Consider the following 20,381-nt stretch of genomic DNA (forward strand, 5'->3'; position numbering starts at 1 on the left):
CTCTCGTCTGCCGCACCCACCGGAGGTGGAGGTGGCCGGGTCTCGTTCGGGCGGGCCGGTACGTCGCCGGCCCGCCGCTAGCCGAAGAGGCCGCCGAGTCCCTGACCACCCCCGCTCCCGTCGTCGCCGCCGTCGCCCTCGCCCGAACCACCGCTCTGCGGGGCCGAGTCGGCCGGGGCCGAACCCTGGGTGCCGCCGCCGGAGCCCGAAGCCGGGCCGCCGCCTCCCGTGGACGAGGGGGCCTCCTGCTGCGGCGCCTGCTGCGGAGGCGCGGGCGGGGCCTGCGGGGTGTCCCCCGGACTCGTACCGCCCTCGCTCTGCTCCGGCGTCCGCTCCGCCGTACCGCCCTGCTCACCGTCGGTCGACCGCGCGGGCGCCGAGGCGGGCGCGCCCGGCTCCGTGGTGGCAGCCGCGGCGGGCGACGACGGCTTCGCCGAGGGCGAGGGGCTCGGCCCGCGGCTCGCGGAATCGCGCGGGAACGGCGAACCGGGCAGCTCGTTACGGGGCTGCTCGCCCGGCCCGGGGGCCGTGATGCGATCCGCGTCCCGTACGGCAGCGCCGAGCATCGCCCCGACGAGCAGCGTGCACCCGATCACGACGAAGGCGAGCACGGAGCCGCGCCGCAACACCCGCCCCCGCAGCGCCGCGAGTGTCGCGCGCGGCCCGAGCGCCCGCCAGGCACCCGAGGCGAGCCGCGCGTCGACCGAGTAGACGGGAGCGCCCGCGATGACGAGCGGGCTCCAGGCGGCGAGGTAGATGAAGTCGGGCGCGTCGTACGCCGGTACGGTCCGCCAGGTCACCGTGACGAGCAGCGCCGCCGAGAGCGCGACACCGGTCGCGGCCGCGAGCCGCTGCCACAGGCCGAGGATCGTGAGCACCCCGGCGATGATCTGGAGGAACGCGACGGAGAGCCCGGCCCCGACCGGGTGCGAGAGCGCGAAGTCGCGCAGCGGCTCGGCGAGCGCCCAAGGGTGCAGCGACGTCAGCCACTTCACCATCGAGCCGCGCTCGCCCCCGTCGAAGTACACGGGATCGCACAGCTTCCCCATGCCCGCGTAGACGGAGATGAGCCCGAGGAAGACACGCAGCGGAAGGAGGACGACGCCGAGGTTCAGACGGCGGCCCGGGTAGTACCCGTGCCGCGCGTTGTCCTTGCGGCCGCCGGTACGTGGCCGGTCACCGACCAGCGGCAGCTCCCCCGTCGGCACGCCCCCGTACCGCGCCCCCTCCTCGTCGAACGCGCTCCCGGAGCCACGCATCCTGGGCAGCAGCGGCGCGCCCGGCCCCCCGGCCGCGGAGAGCGCCTGCGTCTCGGCGAGCCCCGGCGCGCCGAAGGCCCGCGTCTCGTCCGCGCCGTACGCGGGGATCGCCTGCGTCGCCTCGCCGGTCTCCTCGGGCCCGCGCGGCGCCTCACCGTGCCGGATGCCGCTCGTCCGCACGGCTTCGAGCAGACCCGTCGCCGCGCTGTCCCCTGGCCCTGAACTGCCGTTCCACACCACGGGCTTGCGCCGCGCCGCCGCCCCCGTCCCCACGACGGGCTCGCGCCGCGGGACGGCGGACCGCGCGGCGGCCACGCGCGAAGAGGCCCTGGCGGTGGAGGGGAGCTGCACACGGAAACTCGCGTGATTGACGATCACCTGCGCCGGATCGCTGGCCACCTTGACCATCGCGAGCACGGGTGTCTCATCGAATCCCGTCGAGGTTCCCCCGGTGGGATTGCGGGGTGTTCTTGTGTCCACACTCATCTAACCGAGTGATGCCCGCTTTGGACACTGCCTTGACACCGCCGATCTGTCCGGACCCCGTCAAGCCCGCACCACGGCCGAGGCCGCGGGCGCGCGGCCCGCCGCGCTTCCCGCGGGACCCCGCCCCGGGGCCCGGTCTACCGCCGGGCCCGCCGGGCGGCCGCCTCGTACATCACGATGCCCGCGGCGACGCCCGCGTTGAGGGATTCCGCGCCGCCCGGCATCGGGATCGAGACGCGGTAGTCGCACGTCTCGCCGACGAGGCGGGAGAGGCCCTTGCCCTCGGAGCCGATGACGATCACGACCGGGCCTTCGAGCGCGGCGAGTTCGCCGACCGTGTGCTCGCCGTCCGCCGCGAGGCCGACGACCGTGATCCCCGCCTTCTTGTACGCCTCCAGGGCGCGCGTCAGGTTCGTGACCCGCGCGACCGGCGTACGCGCCGCGGTGCCCGCCGAGGACTTCCACGCGCCCGCCGTCATGCCCGCCGCGCGGCGCTCCGGGACGACGACGCCGTGGCCGCCGAAGGCCGAGACGGAGCGGACGATCGCGCCGAGGTTGCGCGGGTCGGTCACGCCGTCGAGCGCGACGATCAGCGGCTCGTCGCCCTCGTCGTACGCCGCGGCGGGAAGGTCCTCCGGGTGCGCGTACTCGTACGGCGGGACCTGGAGCACGAGCCCCTGGTGGTTGAGCCCGTTCGTCATGCGGTCCAGCTCGGGGCGCGGGGCCTCCATGAGGTGGATGCCGCCGCGGTCGGCCGCGAGCTTGAGCGCGTCGCGCACGCGCTCGTCGTTGTCGATGAACTGCTGCACGTACAGCGCGGTCGCGGGGACACCGTCGCGCAGCGCCTCGAAGACCGGGTTGCGGCCCACGACCAGCTCGCTGCTCGACTTGCCGCGGCTCTTCGCGGCGGTACGGCGCTGCGTCTGCTTCGCCTTCGCGTTGGCGAGGCGGTTCTTCACGTGCCCCTTGCGCGCCTCGGCGGGCGGCGTCGGGCCCTTGCCTTCGAGGCCGCGCCGGCGCTTGCCGCCGCTGCCGATCTGCGCGCCCTTCTTGCCGGACATGCGTCGGTTGTTCGCGGCCATCGTTCTACCTGTTTCTGCTGGTGCTGCGGGGGTCCCTGGGGCGGTGCGCGCCCGTGTGCGTACGGGGGCGCACCGTCCAGGGTACGGAAAGTGCCGGGCCCGCCCCGAATCGCGGGCCCGGCAGGGGGTCAGCGGGGGCCGAGCGTCCAGCGCGGTCCCTGCGGACTGTCCTCGATCGCGAGCCCGGACTGCGCGAGCCGGTCGCGGATCGCGTCTGCGGCCGGCCAGTCCTTGCGGGCACGCGCGTCCTCGCGCTGCTGGAGCACGAGCCGTACGAGCGTGTCGACGACGCCGTGCAGGTCCTCGGCCTGTTCGCCGCCCGCCGTGGCCCACTGCGGGCTCCGCGGGTCGAGCCCGAGGACGCCGAGCATGGCCCGTACCTCCGCGAGCCGTGCGACGGCCGCCTCCTTGTCGTCGGCGGCCAGCGCACTGTTGCCCTGCCGCACCGTCGTGTGCAGCACGGCGACGGCCTGCGGCACACCGAGGTCGTCGTCCATCGCCTCGGCGAAGGCGGGCGGCACCTCGGCGGCGGGCGCGACCTCGCCCCCGGCCAGCTCGGTGACGCGCTGCACGAAGCCCTCGATCCGGCCGAAGGCGGACTCGGCCTCGGCGACGGCCTCCTCGCTGTACTCGATCATCGAGCGGTAGTGCGGGGTCGCCAGGTAGTAGCGCAGCACGACCGGGCGCCACCGCTTGACCATCTCGCCCACGAGGACCGAGTTGCCGAGCGACTTCGACATCTTCTCGCCGCTCATGGTGACCCAGGCGTTGTGCACCCAGTACTCGGCGAACTCGTCGCCGTACGCCTTCGACTGGGCGATCTCGTTCTCGTGGTGCGGGAAGATCAGGTCGAGCCCGCCGCCGTGCACGTCGAAGCCGGGGCCGAGGTACTTGTGCGCCATCGCGGAGCACTCCAGGTGCCAGCCGGGGCGGCCGCGGCCCCAGGGGGTCTCCCAGCTGGGCTCCCCGGGCTTGGCGGCCTTCCACATGGCGAAGTCACGCGCGTCCCGCTTGCCGGTCTCGCCCTCGCCGGAGGGCTGGAGCAGGTTGTCCAGCTCCTGGTGCGACAGCTCCAGGTAACCGGGAAAGGACCGCACGTCGAAGTAGACGTTGCCGCCCGACTCGTACGCGTGCCCGCGCGCGATCAGGGTGCGCATCATCTCGATCATCTCGGTGATGTGCCCGGTCGCGCGGGGCTCGTACGTGGGCGGCAGGCAGCCGAGCGCGTCGTACGCGGCGTTGAACGCGCGCTCGTTCTCGTACCCGATCGCCCACCAGGGCCGGCCCTGCTCGGCGGCCTTCTTGATGATCTTGTCATCGATATCGGTCACGTTCCGCACGAAAGTGACCTCGTAGCCGCGGTAAGCGAACCACCGCCGCATGATGTCGAAATCGAGCCCGGACCGGATGTGCCCGATGTGCGGAGCGCCCTGCACGGTCGCACCACAGAGGTAGATCGAGACACAGCCCGGCACGAGCGGGGAGAAGTCACGGATCTGCCGGGCGCGGGTGTCGTACAGCCGAATAGTCACGGGGTCCAGGGTAGTCGGAGCGGGGCGGTGCTGGGGCGCGGGCGGCGGGGGGTTCCTTGGGCGCGGGCCGAGGGGAGGCGGTCGGGCCGCCGGTGGGGGTACGGGACTCAGGCGCGCCCTCCGAGAACGGCGTCGGCCGTCTCGTCGGGGGTGAGGCCCGTGGAGTCGAGTCCAGGCGCCTCGTACGGGCCGAGGCCGGCGAAGCCCTCGTACATCTCGCCGAGCACGCGGCGCTCGGTGGGCGGGTGCGCGGCGCGGGAGGTCCCCCGGTCGAGCACGCTCTCCCGTACGGGCCGCGGCACGACGTACACGAGCCCGACCCCCGGCGGCATACCCGGCGGCGGCCCGCGCGATGACCCCGGTGACGATTCGGTTCTGCGCCGCCGCCTCCGGCAGGTACGGGGCGACGGCCCCCTGCTCGATCGCCGCGTAGAAGTCATCGGTGTGCGGATGCACGCTGGGCGCGGGCCCGCGATCGGCGACGATGCGGGCGACGGTGGCTTTACCGGCGCCGGAGGGGCCGCTGAGAAGGGTGATGGGCATGGGGGGGTAGTGGGGGGGCGGGACGTGATGTGTGGGGGCGGGGGCCATGCGTGGGCGAGGAGCAGGATTCTGATCAATCAGAAAACGGCCCGCACCGGGGGCCGTCTCCGCAGGCGCGGGGAGCAGGCCCCCGGCGGGGGTGGAGGTGAGGGGAGCGAGGGTCCATCCCCGCATGCGCGGGGAGCAGCTCAGCGACCGCACAACCCGGGTCCGCGCCGGGGGTCCATCCCCGCACGCGCGGGGAGCAGCCTTGGCCGTGGCCTTGATCGCCGAGACGACGAGGTCCATCCCCGCACGCGCGGGGAGCAGAAGGCCGCGTCGGTCGCGAAGTACGGCACGAAGGGTCCATCCCCGCACGCGCGGGGAGCAGCTCCAGCTCCAGGCCGTGGGCGCGGGCGGGTGGGGTCCATCCCCGCACGCGCGGGGAGCAGCGCGCGCTCCTCGCCCCGGGATGCCCCGCCCAGGGTCCATCCCCGCACGCGCGGGGAGCAGTGCTCGGTGGCGGGCAGCGCCCGAAGCGTCGTGGGTCCATCCCCGCACGCGCGGGGAGCAGTCGGCTTCGATGGCGTCCTGGATGGTGAAGGGGGGTCCATCCCCGCACGCGCGGGGAGCAGGTCCGTGTGGACCGCTCGTGCGAGACCTTCGAGGGTCCATCCCCGCACGCGCGGGGAGCAGTCGTCGCGCTCCAGCCGGTGCCAGATCAGCCGGGGTCCATCCCCGCACGCGCGGGGAGCAGGGACGAAGCGGGGGAACTTCGATGGGAGAGAGGGGTCCATCCCCGCACGCGCGGGGAGCAGTACCAGCACTGGCGGCACTCGCCCGCAGGCGGGGGTCCATCCCCGCACGCGCGGGGAGCAGTCAAGGACGGCGGCCTGCGCAATGTCCCCGAAGAGTCCATCCCCGCACGCGCGGGGAGCAGTCGCTCTCGGGTGCGGGTGGGGTGATCTGGATGGGTCCATCCCCGCACGCGCGGGGAGCAGCTCATCGAGGTGGGCACGCCCCAGATGTCGACGGGTCCATCCCCGCACGCGCGGGGAGCAGCCCTTCCGACCCTCAAGGGGGAGCCGGGGCTCAGGTCCATCCCCGCACGCGCGGGGAGCAGCTTCGACTCCTGCTCGGTCCCCTGCCGGGCCGGGGTCCATCCCCGCACGCGCGGGGAGCAGATGAACTCGCCGACCTGGCCGTGCGCGAAGGTGGGTCCATCCCCGCACGCGCGGGGAGCAGCCGGTCGGCAACACGGCGGTGCGCATGTTGAAGGGTCCATCCCCGCACGCGCGGGGAGCAGCAGACATGGCGAAGCCCCGCACGCGGGCGGGGCGGGTCCATCCCCGCACGCGCGGGGAGCAGGCCCACGCACGCAGCTCGGCGCGCGTCGCGAAGGGTCCATCCCCGCACGCGCGGGGAGCAGCCGGCAGCGCGCACGAGTGCACGTGAATCGGCGGGTCCATCCCCGCACGCGCGGGGAGCAGTGGAGTACCTTGACGAACTCCCAGCTCCCCGAGGGTCCATCCCCGCACGCGCGGGGAGCAGAGATAGCCACCGCAATGCGTGCGGAGATCTACGGGTCCATCCCCGCACGCGCGGGGAGCAGAGATAGCCACCGCAATGCGTGCGGAGATCTACGGGTCCATCCCCGCACGCGCGGGGAGCAGGACAGGCCCGGAGAGCCTGGAGACAGCTCGTGGGGTCCATCCCCGCACGCGCGGGGAGCAGTTCTTCACCCGCCGTCCCGAGCCCGCCCGCGAGGGTCCATCCCCGCACGCGCGGGGAGCAGCCTGATCACACTTTCGTCTACGCGCACTACTCGGGTCCATCCCCGCACGCGCGGGGAGCAGAGCTTCGTCGCCCACTGCTGGATGCCCTCGGCGGGTCCATCCCCGCACGCGCGGGGAGCAGGCTGGGGGGGGCGGGGGAGTGACTACAAGGTGGGGTCCATCCCCGCACGCGCGGGGAGCAGTAGGCCGTGAGGCGCTTGTACGTGGATTTCTGGGGTCCATCCCCGCACGCGCGGGGAGCAGGTCGACTTCCCGAGCTGCCCCCGGCCGGTGAGGGGTCCATCCCCGCACGCGCGGGGAGCAGCGCCTGTCTATCGCTCGATGTGCGCGACCCAGGGGTCCATCCCCGCACGCGCGGGGAGCAGGATCTGCCGGAGTGCGTCCTCGCTCGCGCCCTGGGTCCATCCCCGCACGCGCGGGGAGCAGACCATCGACGCGTGGCTGTACGGGGTCATATGGGGTCCATCCCCGCACGCGCGGGGAGCAGTTCCCGGTCGGCGTCGACGCGAGCATCATCGCGGGTCCATCCCCGCACGCGCGGGGAGCAGCCGGCGGTCCGCAAGATCGACCGGACCGTTGAGGGTCCATCCCCGCACGCGCGGGGAGCAGCGCGCCGTCGAGTTGGCGGTCTTCACGCCGCAGGGTCCATCCCCGCACGCGCGGGGAGCAGATCTTCTACGTCGACACCGAGGGCCTGGAGGAAGGTCCATCCCCGCACGCGCGGGGAGCAGTCGCGCTCTTGGCCGAACTCGATGTCCCCCTCGGGTCCATCCCCGCACGCGCGGGGAGCAGTGGTCGGTGTCGGCGATGCGGTGATGGGGGGTGGGTCCATCCCCGCACGCGCGGGGAGCAGCGGCCCAGCTCCGCCACCCAGATCGACGCCAGGGGTCCATCCCCGCACGCGCGGGGAGCAGCAGGGGAGACGCCCACGGCGTCAGTTCCCTGGGGGTCCATCCCCGCACGCGCGGGGAGCAGCCCCACGCTGGCGCGCTGGGGGTGAGGGCGGGCGGTCCATCCCCGCACGCGCGGGGAGCAGGGGTAGATGGCGACGCGGGCGCGGTGATCCCAGGGTCCATCCCCGCACGCGCGGGGAGCAGGCTCCGTGACCAGCCCGTTTACCCATCGCCCCTTGGCTCTACTGCAAGAAGTGGCGACTCCGGCGATTGCGACTTTTGCCTCATCTCTCCCCCAGTGCCTCCCGCAACCACTCCAGCGTCCCGGTCCGCAACACCGCATCGGCGAGCGCGCGCCCGGACGGTGTCGTGAGCCGCCCGTACGAGTTGTCGATCCAACGCTGCGCGTCCACGTACCCCCGCGCCCGGTACTCGACCCCCTGCACAAGGCACTCCAGCTTGTCGGCGTCCCTGGCGCACACCGCCTCCGCCGAATCCTGCCCCTCGAACTCCGCCACCACACCCCGCACCGTCGCGGCCACCGCCTCCGGCAGCCCCGCCACCTGGTCCGCCGTAACGGCCTGTGGATCGGCCCGTTCCGCGTACTTCCGGCCGAGGTGGTTGACGTCCCCGGTCCGCGACTCCTGCGAGTCATGCCATACGGCGAGCAACGCGGCCCGCGCCGGATCGGCCCCTTCCATACCGGCGAGCACGGAGGCGAGCAACGCCGTACGCCACGAGTGCTCGGCCACGGACTCGGGGTCACGCACCCCCGCCATCCACCAGCCAGTACGGCGGGCGTGCTTCAGTGTCCCGGCCTCGAAGGCGAGATGCGCGAGGGGCGTGAGGTCTTCAGGGGGCACTTCGGTTCCTCTCGGAGTCATGGCCCCGGCGCACAGCGCCCCTCGAAGGAAATCCGGCTCGGCGGGACCGCCCCCGCGCAGGGGGGCTCCGTCCTCGCCTCCTCCCGAAGGCAGCGCGAGCGCCGGGCTCATCCCCGCACGCGCGGGGAGCGGCGGCCGTGACCGCGAATGCGTCACTTCACTTAAGGCCCCACCCCCTCGGGCGCGGGGGAACAGGCATGACAGTACGGCCGGATCGCCGCCCAGCCCGAGAAGCAGACCGGACCATACCCGCACACGCGGGAGTCCCGCTGCCGTTCCACCGCCCTTCGCCGTCCCCCTCAGCCTGCCGCGAGCCCCATCGCGTACACGCTCCCCGCCAGATCCCGTTTCACCCGCGCCGGAAGATCATCGTCGTCCAGCAGTACCGCGATCCTGTGGCCCAGGACTCGTCCTGCCGCCCCGCTGCGGAGCAGATCAGGGCGCGCCCGCAGCAACGTCCACACGCTGTGGACGTTGAGGTCCATGTGGACGTGCCGGGGCACGAATCCCTGAGACAGATGCCGGAGCAGTCTTTCTCCGGACCAGCCAGGGGGACCGGCGAGGCGATGAAGTCGTCGGACAGTTCGGTCGTCCGCGTCTCACCGATCCAGTACGCCCCGTAGTTGAGGTTCGCCGCCTCTCCCCGGTCATCGGCGAGCGCGGTGTCGATGAAGTACGTCATACGGTCCCGGTCCCCGTGCCGCGCGCCGCCCGTGGCGAGCGAGCGGCCGTTGAGCCACAGGCCGAGCCAGTCCCCCGGCCGTTCCGCGCACCCCTGCCCGGCGAGCCAGGCGCCGGTGTCCGCCGCCTGTCGTAGCCGGACAGGTACAGGGCTTGCCGACGGAGCAGGAACCCCCGTGGCCCTCGCGCCCGTTCGGCTGTCTCGCGCATCCGCAGCAAGAAGAGTGACCGCTCCGTGGTGGACAGCTCGGGAGAAGCCGGGACGGGGCCCCGCCGGGCTTTGACGGGAGCGGGCGAACCGCTCAGCGCTTCCGGGGCGGGCCCGCCGAGCGGCCAGGCCAGCAGTTCGACGAGTTCCCTTCGGAGCACCATGCTGCCAAAGGGGCATCCGGTGCCGGAGCCCCAGCAGATGCGCGACCGGCACGGAGGTGAGCGGGCGTCGGCCGCTTTCCCATCCTGCGACGGTGTCGACCGAGACCTCCAGCAGTTCCGCCGGCTCGTCCCTCGTGCGGCCGTTCTGTTCCCGGATCATCCGCAGGACGTGCCCGGAGACGATCCCCGACCGACGGCGCGCCCCGGCTCGTACCCCGCGTACGGGTTTCCCACGGCTTCCCGCCCGCCACGCCTCCGTTCACGGCCGGACACCGGTACTGGCAGTCACTTTTTGTGCCGGTACGGGATCTCCACCGTCGTGCACACCTCAACCGAGCACGCAAGGAGGGCACTTCGGTGATGAGCCACGCCCAGGAGTCCAGCCCGGAGAAGGAGTCGTGTGCCGAGGCGGCCACGGCCGGATTGCCTTCGTACGGCGAGACGCTCCCCCGTGCCGCAGCGGCCCCCGGGCAGGCGCGACGCCTCGTGGCGCCGGCGCTCGCTGTGTGGGGGCTCTCACGGCTCGCGGACGACGCGACGCTGTCGTCTCGGAGCCGGCGACGAACGCGGTACTCCACACGCGGGGCGAGGAGATCCGCGTGACGGTGGACCGGCTGAGCGCCACGCACGTACGGGTCGCCGTCACGGACGAGAGTGCCGAGGTCCCGTTCCGGTCGGCGCCCCACCCCTGCGACGAGTCCGGGCGCGGCCTCTTCCTCGTCGACGTACTCGCATGTTCGACGGGCACTACGCCCACGCCGCCGGGCAAGCACGTGTGGGCCGAGCTGGACCGGGAGGGCCGCCGGTGAGCCGGGCACGCTGCCACGGCCTCGCCCAGGAGGACCGGGCGACGGCCGGGTCCTCCGTCGAGGCGGCACGCCGGGTCCGTTCGGACGTGGCGGTGCGGGCGAACGTCCGGAACCGCTGTCCGTGGAGGAACCGACGGGGCCAACCGATCCGCCCGGGACGCACCCGGCCCGTCGCGGACGCGTACGCACACGCGTATGTCCGGCCGCCCCCTCCCCGCAGGGGCGGGGCGCACTCACGTCAGCCAGGCCGCCAGGACGCGCACCGGCTCATCCCCGCGCACGCGGGGCCCGGCACGCGCCGCTCCCGGCGAAGGCGGCCCCCCCTTCGCCGGAGCGCCCCCGCGCCCCTCACCCCACCTGCCACACCACCGCCGTCGCCAGTCCCGCCAGTCCCTCGGCCCGCCCCGTGAGGCCCAGGCCGTCCGTCGTCGTGCCCGAGACCGATACGGGTGCCCCCACGGCCTCCGACAGGACGCGTTGGGCCTCGGCCCTCCGCTTGCCGATCTTCGGGCGGACGCCGATCACCTGGATCGAGACGTTGCCGATCGCGAAGCCCGCCTCGCGGACCAGGCGGGCCGCCTCGCCGAGGAGTCGCACGCCCGCCGCTCCGGCCCACTCGGGGCGGTCCGTGCCGAAGTGGGCGCCGAGGTCGCCGATGCCCGCCGCCGAGAAGAGGGCGTCGCAGGCGGCGTGGGCCGCCACGTCGCCGTCCGAGTGGCCCGCGAGTCCGTCGCCCTCCCAGAGCAGGCCCGCGCACCACAGCTCGCGGCCCGCCTCGAAGGCGTGGACATCCGTGCCGATGCCGACGCGGGGGATCTCAGAACGCATCGTTCGCCCTCCTCCGGGCCAGTACCGCCTCCGCCAGGACCAGGTCCAGCGGCCGTGTCACCTTGAACGCCTCCGCGTGGCCGGGGACGACCACGACCGGCAGCCCCAGCGCCTCGCACATGCCCGCGTCGTCCGTCGCGCCCTCGCCCGAGACCGCGACCTCCTCGTGCGCGCGGCGCAGGGCCGCGCGGTCGAAGCCCTGCGGGGTCTGGACCGCGCGCAGGCGGGCGCGGACGGGGGTCGCGACGACCGGTTCGGGTTCACCGGCCGGGCGGGGGTCCACTTCCTTCACCGTGTCGGCGAGGGGAAGCGCGGGGACCACGGCGGGAGCTCCCGCGTGCACCGCCTCGATGACCGCGTCCACGGTGTCCGCGGGGACGAGCGGGCGCGCCGCGTCGTGCACCAGGACGGTGGTGACGTCGTCGGGCAGGGCGTCGAGTCCGGCCCGTACCGATTCCTGGCGCGTCCCGCCGCCCGCCACCACGCGGAAGTCCGTGCGCTCGGGGAGCGCGTGGTCCTGGAGCAGGGCGCCTACGGCGGCGACCTCGTCGGCGGGTGCGACGACGACGACGAGCGTCACCGCCCTGCTGCGGGCCATCGCGCGCACCGCGTGCACGAGCATCGGCGTGCCGCTCAGCGCGCGCAGCGCCTTCGGGGCGCCGGGGCCGAGACGTACCCCGCGCCCCGCGGCGGGGATCACGGCGGCGGTACGGACCGGGACGGTGGGGGACGGCGGGGCCGCGGCGTCCGGGGCCGGGCTGGCTTGCTCAGTCATCGCTTCCGTTCGGCTCTCAGGGCATACGGGAGACAGGTTTGTGTGCGCGGGCGGGGTGGGTAGGCCCACACCGTGCCGGGCGATGCGCCCAGACCGGTCCCTTCCGTGACGTACCGGTCAGGTCATCCCGGGCGCGAAGCCGACGCACGGCAACAGCGTGCCGTATGTCACGCGGGGAGGGGTACGAGGGGGGAGACACGGCGCGCGACCCCGGCAGGGCGCGGCGCCAAGGGCGTATGCCCCACAGACACGTATGCCGTGGTGCCCGGCACCCCGGCGGGGGTCCACGGGCACCACGGCACAGGTGTCCAGGCCAACAACTCAGTGGCCGCGGCTCAGGAGGCGAGTACCTCGTCGAGCAGCGCCTCGGCCTTGTCCTCGTTGGTGTTCTCGGCGAGCGCGAGTTCGCTCACGAGGATCTGGCGGGCCTTGGCGAGCATGCGCTTCTCGCCGGCGGAGAGACCGCGCTCGCGCTCCCGGCGCCACAGGTCGCGGACCACCTCCGCGACCTTGATGACATCGCCGGAGGCGAGCTTCTCCAGGTTCGCCTTGTAACGACGGGACCAGTTCGTGGGCTCCTCGGCGTAAGGCGCGCGCAGCACCTCGAAGACCCGGTCCAGTCCATCCTGACCGACCACATCGCGCACACCCACGAACTCCGCATTGTCCGCCGGTACACGCACCGTCAAGTCGCCCTGGGCGACCTTGAGCACCAAGTAGGTCTTGTCCACACCTTTGATCTGGCGAGTTTCGATTGCCTCGATCAGCGCGGCCCCGTGATGGGGATAGACCACGGTGTCGCCAACCTTGAACGTCATGTGACAGGTACCCCTTCCGTGGCTATCCAGGGTAACACGAGAACGCCGCCCTTTGGATGGCGTTTTCGCAGGTCAGGGCATATCTCAGGGCTTGACAAGGGTGCCGGAAACGTGCATCCGGAGGCTTCCCGGAGCAGGTATTCGCAGGTCGGAGCGGCTGTCCGCACAAAGGGAAACGCGTAAGTTACACGCATCACGAGACCCCTCCAAGGGGGCATACGTCCCGATTTGTCCCCACCGCCGACGGTGTCTTTCGCTACTCCGTTCGGGGGGCGGAAGCCGTTTCGAGCAAATCCCGAATTACCCGGCCGGCACTCCGGCCACCCCGGAAGGCGATCTTCCGATGTGGCGGAAAATCGTGTCCGTGAGGGGCACACGCAATATGATCTTCGCTCCCGCCCCGGTGGCCTCGGCCCGCCTCGTCGGCGTCTTGAACTAAGGGTTGTTTTCCCTGATCACAGGACAATCACGAGAGAAATTCGGCGGCTGTTAACGCCGGGCGCCGCCGCCGCGCCCGCCCCCGCACCCCCACCGGGGGTCGCCGCAGCGCCATCCGCCCCCAAGGGCGGGTCGGGTGCGGCGGCGCGGAGACGGCTCGGTAACCTGAGCGCGCTGACACCCCGTTTAGGGCGGCTTTACCGCTGTCCGTACGTGCTCGGGGCGTCCGCACCCGTACCGCCGTACCGCCCGTTCCGTTCCGTGCACTCTTCAAGCCCTCGTTCAAGGAGTAGCCGCCGCCGTGAGCAGCAGCCTTCGACGCGGCGCCCTCGCCGCCTCCGCCCTCGCGTTCTCGATCGCCACGCTCGCCGCCTGCGGCGCCGGTAACAACGCCCAGACGCTGGAAGTCAAGCCGGACAACGCCGCCACATCGGTCGGCGACGTCAAGGTCCAGAACGTCACCGTCGTCACCCAGCCGGAGCGCGACGCGAGCGGTCCCGCAGCGATCCTCGCGACCGTCTTCAACAACAGCGCCAAGGCCCAGACCCTCGACTCGCTCAGCGTCGGCGGCGAGCAGGCCGACCTGAAGCCCGCCAAGGGCGCGGGCTCGCTCTCCGTGCCCGCGCACGGCAAGATCGTCATCGGCGGCGACGGCAACGCCTCGGCGAAGCTGCCCAGCGGCCGCGAGGCCCTCAAGGACGGCGACGTCGAGCAGGTCACCTTCGGCTTCAGCGAGACGGGCACCGTCAAGATCCAGGCGTACGTCCTCCCCGCGAACCACTACTTCAAGGGCTGGGGCCCGAGCGAGACGCCGAGCGCCACCGCGTCCGCGAGCGAGTCCGCCTCGGGCTCGCCGTCCGCGTCCTCCTCGGAGTCCCCGGAGTCGGGTGCCACCGGCGAGGCGGCGACGGGGAGCGAGTCGCCCGACGCCTCCTCCTCCGCGAGCGGCGACACGGCCTCCTCGGCGAGCGGCGACACGGCCGAGTAGAACCGGGTACGGAGAAGGGGCCGGCCACCGTCGACACGGTGACCGGCCCCTTCTCCGTACGTACTCTCCGTACCTACTCTCCGTACGTACTCTCTACGGCTCGAACTTGTACCCCAGGCCCCGCACCGTGACCAGGTAGCGCGGCGCGGAGGGGTCCGGCTCGATCTTGGCGCGCAGGCGCTTGACGTGGACGTCGAGCGTCTTCGTGTCGCCGACGTAGTCGGCCCCCCACACGCGGTCGATGAGCTGCATACGGGTCAGCACGCGGCCCGCGTTGCGCAGCAGCATCTCCAGGAGGTCGAACTCCTTGAGCGGCAGGTCGACCTTGCCGCCGCCCACCGTGACGACGTGCCGGTCCACGTCCATGCGGACGGGACCCGCCTCCAGGGCGGTCGGCGTGACCTCCTCGGGCTCGCCCCTGCGGCGCAGGACGGCGCGGATGCGGGCGACCAGCTCGCGCGAGGAGAAGGGCTTCGTCACGTAGTCGTCGGCCCCTATCTCCAGGCCGACGACCTTGTCGATCTCGCTGTCCTTCGCGGTCACCATGATCACGGGGACATTGGAACGGCCGCGCAGCTGGCGGCAGACCTCGGTCCCCGGCAGGCCGGGGAGCATGAGGTCGAGGAGGACCAGATCGGCTCCGTTGCGCTCGAACTCGTCGAGGCCGTCGGGCCCGGTGGCGGCGATCGCCACCTCGAAGCCCTCCTTGCGGAGCATGTAGGAAAGGGCGTCGCTGAAGGATTCCTCGTCCTCAACGACGAGCACTCGGGTCACGGAAGGACCTCCGGGGCGGGAAGGGGTTCGAACGAAGCGGTCTCGTCGGACGTACCGGTGGGAGAAGAGGGTGATGCGGCGCGGGTACGGGACGCGCGCGGCCTGGGGTCGTCGGGGGCGGTGGTACGGGTACGGGGCGCGGTCCCGTTGGTACGGGGCGCCTCGCCCTGGCCCGTGCCGCCGCCGGTGCCGCCGCGCTGGGTGCGGCGGGACGCGGCGCGCGTGGCGCCGTGGGCGGAGCGGGGGGTGGTGCGCGAGGTGTCGCCCGGGCTGCCGAAGGTGCGCGCGGTACCGGCCTCGGGCAGCCGGAGGGTGAAGGTCGAGCCCTCGCCCTCCGTGCTCCAGACCGTGACCTCGCCGCCGTGCGAGGCGGCGACGTGCTTGACGATCGCGAGACCGATGCCGGTCCCGCCCGTCATGCGGGAGCGGGCGGGGTCGACGCGGTAGAAGCGTTCGAAGACGCGCTCGCGGTCCTTCTCGGAGATCCCGATGCCCTGGTCCGTGACGGCGATCTCGACGAGGTCGCCGCCGCCCGCGGGGGCGCGGCGCGCGGCGATGCCGACGCGGGTGTGCTCGGGGCTGTAGTTCACGGCGTTCTCGACGAGGTTGCCGAGCGCGGCGGCGAGCTGGCCCCTGTTGCCCCACACGGACAGGTCCTCGCCCATCCCGCCGGGCACGATCGTGATGTGCTTCGTGCCCGCGGTCTGGCGGCAGCGGTCGACGGCCTCCGCGACGAGGTCCCGTACGAGCACGGGCTCCGCGTCCTCCAGCGGGTCGTCGTTCTGCACGCGCGAGAGGTCGATCAGTTCCTGCACGAGCGTCGTCAGGCGCGTCGCCTCCTTCTGCATGCGCCCCGCGAAGCGTTCGACGGCCTCGGGGTCGTCCGAGGCGTCCATGACGGCCTCGGAGAGGAGCGAGAGCGCGCCGACGGGGGTCTTCAGCTCGTGGCTCACGTTCGCGACGAAGTCGCGCCGTACCGCCTCGATGCGGCGGGCGCGGGTCAGGTCCTCCACGAGGAGGAGGACGAGCCGGGAGCCGAGCGGGGCGACGCGCGCGGAGACCGCGAGCGGTCCGCCGCGGCCGGTACGGCGCGGGAGGTCCAGTTCGGTCTGGCGTATCTCGCCGTCGCGGCGGGTCTCGCGGGCCAGCTTGAGCATCGGCTCGACGGCGAGGCGGCCGCCCCGTACGAGACCGAGCGCGTACGCGGCCGAGCTGGCCTTGACGACGTTGTCCTCCTCGTCGAGCACGACGGCGGAGGACGAGAGGACCGACAGGACCGTGTCGACGCCGGGCGGCAGTACCGCGTCGGTGTGCAGAGAAGTCCTGGTCGGGCGCTTGAGTTCGCGCTCGCTCCAGCGGAAGGCGAGCGCGGCGATCACGCCGGTGCAGAGCCCGGCGAGAGCGGCGGCTGCGGCCACCGCCGCGTTCACGTCCATGCCGCAAGGGTAGGTCGGCGCGTCGGGTACCTCCCAGTCGTTCGGGGGTCACCTCGAACACTCGTCGCCCAGAGTTCACCTTGGTGACGGTGGCGGTTCACTTGGGCGGCCGGATTCCGTCGCGTACGGGACGGACCGTGGCGGCGTGGGCGCGGGAGGACTCCCCCGTCCGGCGGCGGGCAGACTCCCGTCCGGCCCTCTTTTCGGTCCTGAAGGTCTTGAACTTCTCCGTCTTGGAGTGAGGAACGCCATGCGCGACGCGTACCACGAGGAACTCGACTCGATCAGCGACGACCTGGTCGAGATGGCCCGGCTCGTCGGCTCGGCGATCGGCCGGGCCACGACGGCGATGCTGGACGCCGATCTCCAGCTCGCCGAGAACGTCATCGCGGCCGACGCGCGCGTGGACGAGCTGCAGCACGACCTGGAGGCGAAGGCGATCGAGCTGCTCGCCAGGCAGCAGCCCGTCGCGACGGACCTGCGGGTCGTCGTCACGAGCCTGCGGATGAGCGCGGACCTGGAGCGCTCGGGCGACCTCGCCCAGCACGTCGCCAAGCAGGCCAGGCTGCGCTACCCCGAGTCGCCCGTGCCGCGCGATCTCCAGGCGACCCTCCTGGAGATGGGACAGCTCGCCCAGCGGCTCATGGCGAAGGCGGCGGAGGTCATCATCACGAAGGACATCGACCTCGCCCTCCAGCTGGAGCAGGACGACGACGAGATGGACCTCCTGCACCGCACCCTCTTCCAGCACCTCATCGACGAGCGGTGGAAGCACGGCATCGAGACGGCGGTGGACGTGACGCTCCTCGGCCGCTACTACGAGCGCTTCGCCGACCACGCGGTGTCCGTGGCGAAGCGGGTCGTGTACCTGGTGACGGGGGAGCACGCGGACGACATCCAGGCGGCGGGGCCCGTCGAACCGGCGTGACGCCCCCGGCGGCCTGACGTCCGGACCCCGGGCGGGGCCGGATCGCAAGGGCGCACGGGGGTACGCGCCCGCGCCGCCCTGCTCCCCGTACGCCGTTGACGCCCCCGCCCCTCCCCCGGTCCCCTGGATACGAGGTACGCCCGCGACCGAGGAGGACCCATGCCCGAGACACCCGACGAAACACCCACCCCCGCCGAAGGCACCCGCCTCCCCCTCCTCGGCGCCTGCGGCTGCGGCTCCGGCTGCGGTTGCGGGTGCCAGTCGGGGGCGCCGTGCCAGTGCGGGGGCTGCACCGGCTGAGCCGCCCGGCGGACCGCCGCCCGCCCCCGCGAGGTCACGCGCCTCGCGGGGGCTCCCCCCTCTCCGCGAGGAGTTCCGCCTCCGCGAGGAGTTCCGCCTCCCGTCGCGCCGTGTACCCGAGCCCCGCCTCCGGCGCGGGCCGCCCGCGGGCGGCGTCCCACTCGCGTACCGCGGCGACCGTCTCGGCGAACGGTGTCGCGGTGAGCCCGGCGGCCCGCGCCCGCGCGGCATCGCGCCGCTGGCTCGCCCAGTCCTCGCGTACGAGCGGGAAGTACCCGGGCTCGTCCCGTACGGGCACGAGCCGTGCCCGCGTGCCCGCCACCCGCGCGCACACCGCGAGCAGTCCCGCGAGCGTGAGCGGCTCGGCGGGCCCGACCGCGTTGAAGGCGCCGCCCAGGTCCGCCCGCACGAGCGCCGCGACGAGGCGCCCGAGGTCGCGCGCGTCGAGGAGTTGCACGGGCTGCGCGGGATCGGCGGGCACCGCCACCGGGCCGCCGCGCCCGGCGCGCCGCAGCCAGTACAGGAAGGCGTCGGACGTGTCGTACGGGCCCGTGACCTGCCCGGGGCGTACGACCGTGGCGCGCTCGCCGAAGCGCGCGGTCACCTCGTCCTCGCAGGCCACTTTCGCGGGCCCGTACGTGCTGTTGTCGAGCAGTGCGACGTCGTCGACATCGGGCCGGGGCGCCTTGCGCGGGGTGTCCTCGCCGGAGCCCGGGCCCGCGTACACGGCCTGCGTGGAGACGAAGACGTACCGCCCCTCGTGTCCCTCCAGCGCGGCGAGCGCCCCCCTCACCTGCCGCGCCACGTACCCGCTCACGTCCACGACCGCGTCGAAGGGCCGCTCCCGCGCGGCCGCCGTGAGCGCCGCGTAGTCCCCCGTGTCCCTGTCCCCGACGAGCCTGCGCACCCCGGGGAAGAGCTCCGGGCCCGTCCTGCCGCGCCCGAAGAGCGTCACGTCGGCCCCGTCCCGCAGGAGCGCGTCCACGATCGCCCGCCCCACGAAAGCCGTCCCGCCCAGCACCAGTGCTCTCATGGCGGCCGAGCCTACGGCGGGGCGTGACCGGCGTCACCACGCCCCCGTGCCCCCGCCCCCCACCCCCGCGCGAAAATGGGTGCAACGCCCATCGAGCCACGACCGGGGCGAGCCGGAGCGGAGCCGTTCATGCCACACATCACCGTCGACTACACGGAACGGCTCGACGACACCCTCTTCGACCGGCGTGCCTTCGCGAAGGAACTGGACCCGCTCGTCGTCGCGGAATCGCACTCCGCCGGGGTCGGCAAGATCTTCTTCCGCCCGGCGCCGCTCACCTTCGTCTCCGGCGAGGAGCACCCGTACGTGCACGTGACGGTCGCGCTGCTGCCGAACCGCACGCCCGCGCAGAAGGCGCGCCTGTCGGACGCGGTGCTCGCGCTCCTCGGCCGGTACACGGCGGACGGGCCGCACGTCGTGACGTCCGTCGAGGTGCGCGACCTGCCGGACTCGTACCGCCTACGAGGCTGAGCCCCGCAGGCCCACGAGCCGCCGCTTCCCGCTCCCGCCGTCCCCGTCGCCCTCCGTCACGAGCAGTTCCTGCCGCCCGTCACCCGCCTCCACCGCCCGCTCCGCGAGGACGGGGCTGCCCCCGATCCGCCGCCACGGCGCGGAGCCGAGGCCGTGCGCCGAGCCGCCGTGCAGCACGGTGAGCGTGTCGGTCTCCAGCCAGCGGTCGGGCGCGGTGCGCACGGCGAGGTCGTCGCAGCCGTCGCCGTCGAGGTCGACGGTGAGCACGCCGAGCCCGAAGCCGCCGCGCGGGGCGCCGCCCTCCAGGACGACGGGGTGGGCGCGATCGCTCCCGTACACGACGAGGACGCGTCCGCGCCGGTCGGCCACGGGCGACTCGCCGTCGTCGTCGGGCACGCCGCTGTCGCCGATCGCGACGTCGGGGATGCCGTCGCCGTCGTAGTCGCCGACGGCGAGGGCGTCGCCCTGCGGGAGCGGGAGGGGCCGCGCGGCGAAGCCGTGGCGTCCGCCGGGGAGCAGGTACGGGGTCGCGTGGGCGCCCGGCTCGTACACGAGGAGGTCGTCGGCGCGGTCGCCCGTCGCCTCGGCGGCGAGGAGCGCGAGGCCGGGGCGGGCTTCGGCGGGGGTCCGCCGTACCTCCGTACGGGCCGGGCGGCCCTCGCGCGTGAACGGGCCGTGCAGCACGAGGAGTTCGGCGCGGTTCCCTTCGCTGCGGAGCGAAGCGAGGTCCGGGTGGCCGTCGCCGTCGAAGTCCCCTGTCACGGGCGGGCGTTCGACCTCGGCGTCCGCCGTGTAGGGAAAGTCGAGGCGGGTGGGGGGAGCGGCGTGCGGGCCGCCCCAGCGGACGGCGGGCAGCTCGCCGGTCACGATGTCGGCGGCGCCGTCCCCGTCGAGGTCGGCGACGGCGGGGACGTTCGTCGCGGAGCCGCCGACCGGCTCCTGCTGCCCGTGCAGGCCGAAGTCCTCCTGCCGGAGATAGGCGGTACGGGCGTCCTTCCCCCCGTACCGCACCCGTATCCGCCCCACCTCGACCCCGGTCCGCCCGTCCCCGCCGGTCTCCAGGACGAGATCCCCCCGCCCGTCCCCGTCGACATCGGGCTCCCGCAGCGGCTGTCTCGCGTCCGCGCGGCACGCGCTCGCGTCGACGGTCCGCGCGATCCCGTCGTTGGCGGAGGCGGTGCCGACGGCGCCGAGCACGACGACACCGGTGAGGGCGAGGGCGATCCGGGAGCGTTCCATGACTCCACCTCAACATGGGCCGGGGCGCGGAAGGGCA

At 73.5% G+C, this 20,381-nt stretch carries 18 protein-coding genes, 1 pseudogene and 1 CRISPR repeat array; of the genes and pseudogenes, 5 read left to right on the forward strand and 14 right to left on the reverse strand.

The annotated features are described in order from the left end of the window. Positions 1-77: 77 nt before the first annotated feature. The 7 genes and pseudogenes from ACQYWQ_RS13530 to ACQYWQ_RS13560 form a co-directional block, all read right to left on the reverse strand. Positions 78-1,667, reverse strand: a complete 1,590-nt coding sequence (locus tag ACQYWQ_RS13530; RefSeq protein WP_431039179.1) for a DoxX family protein — start codon at positions 1,665-1,667, stop codon at positions 78-80. A 215-nt stretch (positions 1,668-1,882) separates the two neighbouring features. Beyond that, entirely contained in the window at positions 1,883-2,827 is a 945-nt protein-coding gene (rlmB, locus tag ACQYWQ_RS13535) for a 23S rRNA (guanosine(2251)-2'-O)-methyltransferase RlmB (RefSeq protein WP_431034803.1), read from the reverse strand. A 128-nt stretch (positions 2,828-2,955) separates the two neighbouring features. Next, entirely contained in the window at positions 2,956-4,359 is a 1,404-nt protein-coding gene (gene cysS / locus ACQYWQ_RS13540) for a cysteine--tRNA ligase (protein ID WP_431034805.1), read from the reverse strand. A 107-nt stretch (positions 4,360-4,466) separates the two neighbouring features. Continuing rightward, complete coding sequence (locus ACQYWQ_RS13545; RefSeq protein WP_431034807.1) at positions 4,467-4,670, reverse strand: hypothetical protein; 204 nt, start codon at positions 4,668-4,670, stop codon at positions 4,467-4,469. 329 nt (positions 4,671-4,999) lie between these two features. After that, positions 5,000-7,774: direct repeats of the CRISPR family, unit length 29 nt; unit sequence GGGTCCATCCCCGCACGCGCGGGGAGCAG. Between the two features lie 80 nt (positions 7,775-7,854). Next, entirely contained in the window at positions 7,855-8,454 is a 600-nt protein-coding gene (locus ACQYWQ_RS13550) for an HD domain-containing protein (RefSeq protein WP_431034809.1), read from the reverse strand. A 349-nt stretch (positions 8,455-8,803) separates the two neighbouring features. Continuing rightward, entirely contained in the window at positions 8,804-9,136 is a 333-nt protein-coding gene (locus ACQYWQ_RS13555) for a hypothetical protein (protein WP_431039414.1), read from the reverse strand. A 471-nt stretch (positions 9,137-9,607) separates the two neighbouring features. After that, positions 9,608-9,667: pseudogene (locus ACQYWQ_RS13560) on the reverse strand (hypothetical protein); the annotation flags it as partial. A gap of 439 nt (positions 9,668-10,106) precedes the next feature. On the opposite strand from ACQYWQ_RS13560, the gene ACQYWQ_RS13565 reads away from it, so the two are divergent. Further along, positions 10,107-10,316, forward strand: a complete 210-nt coding sequence (locus ACQYWQ_RS13565) for an ATP-binding protein (protein WP_431034811.1) — start codon at positions 10,107-10,109, stop codon at positions 10,314-10,316. Between the two features lie 348 nt (positions 10,317-10,664). Here the strand turns inward: ACQYWQ_RS13565 and ispF are convergent, their stop codons facing one another. The 3 genes from ispF to ACQYWQ_RS13580 form a co-directional block, all read right to left on the reverse strand. After that, positions 10,665-11,144, reverse strand: a complete 480-nt coding sequence (gene ispF / locus ACQYWQ_RS13570; RefSeq protein ID WP_431034813.1) for a 2-C-methyl-D-erythritol 2,4-cyclodiphosphate synthase — start codon at positions 11,142-11,144, stop codon at positions 10,665-10,667. Beyond that, positions 11,134-11,919 carry a 2-C-methyl-D-erythritol 4-phosphate cytidylyltransferase gene (gene ispD / locus ACQYWQ_RS13575; RefSeq protein WP_431034815.1) on the reverse strand — a complete coding sequence of 262 codons (786 nt, stop codon included), beginning with the start codon at positions 11,917-11,919 and terminating at the stop codon, positions 11,134-11,136. The genes ispF and ispD overlap by 11 nt, the downstream gene beginning before the upstream one ends. A gap of 335 nt (positions 11,920-12,254) precedes the next feature. Next, positions 12,255-12,737 (reverse strand): CarD family transcriptional regulator, encoded by a 483-nt coding sequence (locus tag ACQYWQ_RS13580; RefSeq protein WP_003953493.1) that lies wholly within the window; start codon positions 12,735-12,737, stop codon positions 12,255-12,257. A 739-nt stretch (positions 12,738-13,476) separates the two neighbouring features. On the opposite strand from ACQYWQ_RS13580, the gene ACQYWQ_RS13585 reads away from it, so the two are divergent. Then, positions 13,477-14,163 carry a DUF461 domain-containing protein gene (locus ACQYWQ_RS13585; protein ID WP_431034816.1) on the forward strand — a complete coding sequence of 229 codons (687 nt, stop codon included), beginning with the start codon at positions 13,477-13,479 and terminating at the stop codon, positions 14,161-14,163. 93 nt (positions 14,164-14,256) lie between these two features. Here the strand turns inward: ACQYWQ_RS13585 and ACQYWQ_RS13590 are convergent, their stop codons facing one another. Both ACQYWQ_RS13590 and ACQYWQ_RS13595 read right to left on the reverse strand, forming a co-directional pair. Next, positions 14,257-14,937, reverse strand: coding sequence for a response regulator transcription factor (locus ACQYWQ_RS13590; RefSeq protein WP_029396737.1), 681 nt, complete (start codon positions 14,935-14,937; stop codon positions 14,257-14,259). Further along, on the reverse strand, positions 14,934-16,373 hold the full coding sequence (locus ACQYWQ_RS13595; protein WP_431034817.1) for a sensor histidine kinase: 1,440 nt from the start codon (positions 16,371-16,373) through the stop codon (positions 14,934-14,936). The genes ACQYWQ_RS13590 and ACQYWQ_RS13595 overlap by 4 nt, the downstream gene beginning before the upstream one ends. Positions 16,374-16,623: 250 nt before the next feature. Here ACQYWQ_RS13595 and phoU point away from each other — a divergent pair, with 250 nt between their 5' ends. Both phoU and ACQYWQ_RS13605 read left to right on the forward strand, forming a co-directional pair. Next, positions 16,624-17,301, forward strand: coding sequence for a phosphate signaling complex protein PhoU (phoU, locus tag ACQYWQ_RS13600; protein ID WP_431034818.1), 678 nt, complete (start codon positions 16,624-16,626; stop codon positions 17,299-17,301). 159 nt (positions 17,302-17,460) lie between these two features. Beyond that, positions 17,461-17,601, forward strand: coding sequence for a hypothetical protein (locus tag ACQYWQ_RS13605; RefSeq protein ID WP_431034819.1), 141 nt, complete (start codon positions 17,461-17,463; stop codon positions 17,599-17,601). A gap of 34 nt (positions 17,602-17,635) precedes the next feature. On the opposite strand, the gene ACQYWQ_RS13610 is transcribed toward ACQYWQ_RS13605, so the two are convergent. Further along, positions 17,636-18,634, reverse strand: coding sequence for an NAD-dependent epimerase/dehydratase family protein (locus ACQYWQ_RS13610; protein WP_431034820.1), 999 nt, complete (start codon positions 18,632-18,634; stop codon positions 17,636-17,638). 129 nt (positions 18,635-18,763) lie between these two features. On the opposite strand from ACQYWQ_RS13610, the gene ACQYWQ_RS13615 reads away from it, so the two are divergent. Beyond that, complete coding sequence (locus tag ACQYWQ_RS13615) at positions 18,764-19,105, forward strand: 5-carboxymethyl-2-hydroxymuconate Delta-isomerase (RefSeq protein ID WP_431034821.1); 342 nt, start codon at positions 18,764-18,766, stop codon at positions 19,103-19,105. Here the strand turns inward: ACQYWQ_RS13615 and ACQYWQ_RS13620 are convergent. Next, on the reverse strand, positions 19,094-20,344 hold the full coding sequence (locus tag ACQYWQ_RS13620) for an FG-GAP repeat domain-containing protein (RefSeq protein ID WP_431034822.1): 1,251 nt from the start codon (positions 20,342-20,344) through the stop codon (positions 19,094-19,096). The two genes, ACQYWQ_RS13615 and ACQYWQ_RS13620, sit on opposite strands and share 12 nt — an antisense overlap. Between the last annotated feature and the right edge of the window lie 37 nt (positions 20,345-20,381).

This window comes from Streptomyces sp. P6-2-1 (assembly GCF_050613165.1).
Lineage (GTDB): Bacteria > Actinomycetota > Actinomycetes > Streptomycetales > Streptomycetaceae > Streptomyces.

Coding starts and splice junctions, on each gene's coding strand:
- ACQYWQ_RS13615 (WP_431034821.1), top strand. CDS start 18,764: ATGCCACACATCACCGTCGACTACACGGAACGGCTCGACGACACCCTC.
- ispD (WP_431034815.1), bottom strand. CDS start 11,919: ATGACTGAGCAAGCCAGCCCGGCCCCGGACGCCGCGGCCCCGCCGTCC.
- ispF (WP_431034813.1), bottom strand. CDS start 11,144: ATGCGTTCTGAGATCCCCCGCGTCGGCATCGGCACGGATGTCCACGCC.
- ACQYWQ_RS13550 (WP_431034809.1), bottom strand. CDS start 8,454: ATGACTCCGAGAGGAACCGAAGTGCCCCCTGAAGACCTCACGCCCCTC.
- phoU (WP_431034818.1), top strand. CDS start 16,624: ATGCGCGACGCGTACCACGAGGAACTCGACTCGATCAGCGACGACCTG.
- ACQYWQ_RS13595 (WP_431034817.1), bottom strand. CDS start 16,373: ATGGACGTGAACGCGGCGGTGGCCGCAGCCGCCGCTCTCGCCGGGCTC.
- ACQYWQ_RS13580 (WP_003953493.1), bottom strand. CDS start 12,737: ATGACGTTCAAGGTTGGCGACACCGTGGTCTATCCCCATCACGGGGCC.
- ACQYWQ_RS13620 (WP_431034822.1), bottom strand. CDS start 20,344: ATGGAACGCTCCCGGATCGCCCTCGCCCTCACCGGTGTCGTCGTGCTC.
- ACQYWQ_RS13610 (WP_431034820.1), bottom strand. CDS start 18,634: ATGAGAGCACTGGTGCTGGGCGGGACGGCTTTCGTGGGGCGGGCGATC.
- ACQYWQ_RS13530 (WP_431039179.1), bottom strand. CDS start 1,667: ATGGTCAAGGTGGCCAGCGATCCGGCGCAGGTGATCGTCAATCACGCG.
- rlmB (WP_431034803.1), bottom strand. CDS start 2,827: ATGGCCGCGAACAACCGACGCATGTCCGGCAAGAAGGGCGCGCAGATC.
- ACQYWQ_RS13605 (WP_431034819.1), top strand. CDS start 17,461: ATGCCCGAGACACCCGACGAAACACCCACCCCCGCCGAAGGCACCCGC.
- ACQYWQ_RS13555 (WP_431039414.1), bottom strand. CDS start 9,136: ATGACGTACTTCATCGACACCGCGCTCGCCGATGACCGGGGAGAGGCG.